General features: G+C 74.6%; 1 protein-coding gene. It reads left to right on the top strand.

Features of this window, described 5'->3' with window-relative positions; genetic code table 11:
* Window positions 1–2,431: GAF domain-containing protein (locus VF697_RS19330; RefSeq protein ID WP_331097100.1), on the top strand; the 2,431-nt coding region annotated here is incomplete at both ends.

Genomic DNA, 2,431 nt, shown 5'->3' with positions numbered 1-2,431 from the left:
GCTGGAGCGGCTGTGCGAGCTCATCGTTCCCCGGCTGGGCACCGCCTGCCACGTGCGCCTGCTCTCCGAGGACGGCCTCTGGCTCAACGCGGTGGCCTCGGCGCACGCGGACCCCGAGGTGCGCGCCCTCATCGAGCGCCTCAACGCCGCCCCCCAGCGCGCGGACGAGGGACTCCCCGCGCAGGTGCTGCGCACCGGCCGCGCCGCCCTCGTCACCCCGGAGGAGCTGACCCTGCTCCAGCGGCAGATTCCCGCCGAGGTGCGCCCCCCCCTCCCGCCCTTCGCCTCCCTCCACCTGCTGCTGCTGCCACTGCGCGCGCGCCAGCGCCCGCTCGGCCTCATCGCCATCCACCGCTGCATGGGGGAGCCCTCCTTCGAGAAGGGCGAGCACCTGCTGCTGCAGGAGCTCGTCGACCGCGCGGGGCTGGCACTGGACCTGGCGCGCGCCTACGAGGCCGAGCGTCGGGCCCGTCACGCTGCGGAGGTGGCCGCCGAGCGCCTCACCCGCCTGCAGCGTGTCACCGAGGCCCTCAGCGAGGCCGTCACTCCCGCGGATGTGACGCGCGTCATCGTCGAGGAGATGGTCACCGCCCTCGGCGCGGACCGGGTCGTCGCCGCCTCCCCGGTGCCAGGAGACGCCGGGCAGCTCGAGGTGGTGGGCCAGCACGGCCTCTCGCCGGAGGCCCTGGCGCGCCTCCCCCACTTCTCTCCCACCGCGCCCCTACCCATAGCGGTGGCGTACCGTACCGGCGAGCCGGTGTGGCTGGAGTCGATGGAGGCCATCTCCGCCTCGTTCCCCCAGACCCTCCTCTCGCGGCCCGGGGTGACACAGGCCGTGGTCGCCCTGCCGCTGCGGGCGCGCGGGCGGACGCTGGGCTCCATCGGCTTCGGCTTCGACACGCGGCGCGCCTTCGGCCCCGACGAGCGCTGCCTGCTGGTGGAGCTGGCCCGGCAGAGTGCCCAGGCCCTGGAGCGCGCCTGGCTCTACGAGAGCGCGCAGCAGGCCCGCACCCGCGCCGAGCGCGTCGCCGCGCGCACCGCCCGGCTGCAGACGCTCAACACCGCCCTCTCCCAGGTCCTCCTCTCCCCGCGCGTGGCGGAGGTCGTCATCGACCAGGGGGTGGCGGCCGTCGGCGCCGAGATGGGCGGCCTCTGGCTGGTGGACGAGTCCGGGACCCAGGCCCGGCTGCTGCGCGGCGTGGGGCTGACGCCCAAGGTGGCCAGTTCCCTCGCCACCCTGCCCCTGGCCCACTCCATGCCCCTGACCGACGCCATCCGGCGCGAGCAGCCGGTGTGGCTCGAGTCCCCCGAGGAGGTCGCCCGCCACTACCCGCGCACGGAGAAGCGGGTGAGCGAGCTGGTGCCGTCCGCCCCTCCCTTCTCCATGGCCTGCCTGCCGCTGCTGGTGGACGGGCGCAGCCTGGGCGGGCTCGTCTTCGGCTTCACCGGCACGCACCGCTTCGACGACGACGAGCGCGTCTTCCTCACGCTGCTGGCCCACCACGCCGCCCAGGCCCTCGAGCGCGCCCGGCTCTTCTCCCAGGAGCGCAGCGCCCGCGAGGCCCTGCGCGATGCCCACCACACGCTGGAGGCCATCATCCAGTCCTCCCCCACCGCCATCATGGCGATGGAGTTGGACCGCACGGTGCGCCTGTGGAACCCCGCCGCCGAGCGCATCTTCGGCTGGAAGGGCGAGGAGGTACTCGGTCGTCCCTCCCCAATCGTTCCCGAGGAGAAGCAGGAGGAGCTGCACGACACCCTCGTGCGCGTCGCCCGCGGCGAGTCCATCCTGGGCCTGGAGACGCACCGCCAGCGACGTGACGGCAGCCGCATCGACGTGTCCATGTGGATCACCTCGGTGCGGCCGGCCGAGGACCGGCGGCTGTGCCTCTCCGTGGTGGCGGACATCACCGAGCGCAAGCGCGCCGAGCAGGCCCTGCGCTTCCTCGCCGAGGCCAGCGCCGTGCTCGCCAGCTCCCTGGAATTCGAGGTGACGCTGGAGCGTGTGGCGCACCTGGCCGTGCCCACCTATGCCGAGGGCTGCTACGTGTACCTCCTCGGAGAGGGCGGCGCGGTGAGCTGCGTGGCCACCGCTCGCGCCGGGGACCAGCCCGAGCTGCCTCGGGAGCTGGGGCCGCTGGCGCCGGGGGCCTCCGCCGTCTCGCGGGTCATCGGCTCGGGACAGCCGGAGCTGTGCGTGGACCGCTCCGGCCTCCCACCTCCGCTGGCCGGGCGCTCCACGCTGCCGTGCGAGCTGGCGGCGCGCGCCTACGTCTGCGTGCCCCTGGTGGTGCGCGAACAGACGATCGGCGCGCTGTCCTTCGTCTCCTCCCGGCACAGCTATGACGCGCAGGACCTGACGCTGGCCCAGGAGCTGGCCCGGCGCGCCGCCCTGGCCATCGACAACGCGCGCCTCTACCGCGAGGCGCGC

It is taken from the genome of Archangium sp., assembly GCF_036388035.1.
Classification (GTDB): Bacteria; Myxococcota; Myxococcia; order Myxococcales; family Myxococcaceae; genus Archangium.
The sequence above is the reverse complement of the archived record's forward strand: the minus strand, read 5'-3'. Positions and strand labels throughout refer to the sequence as shown.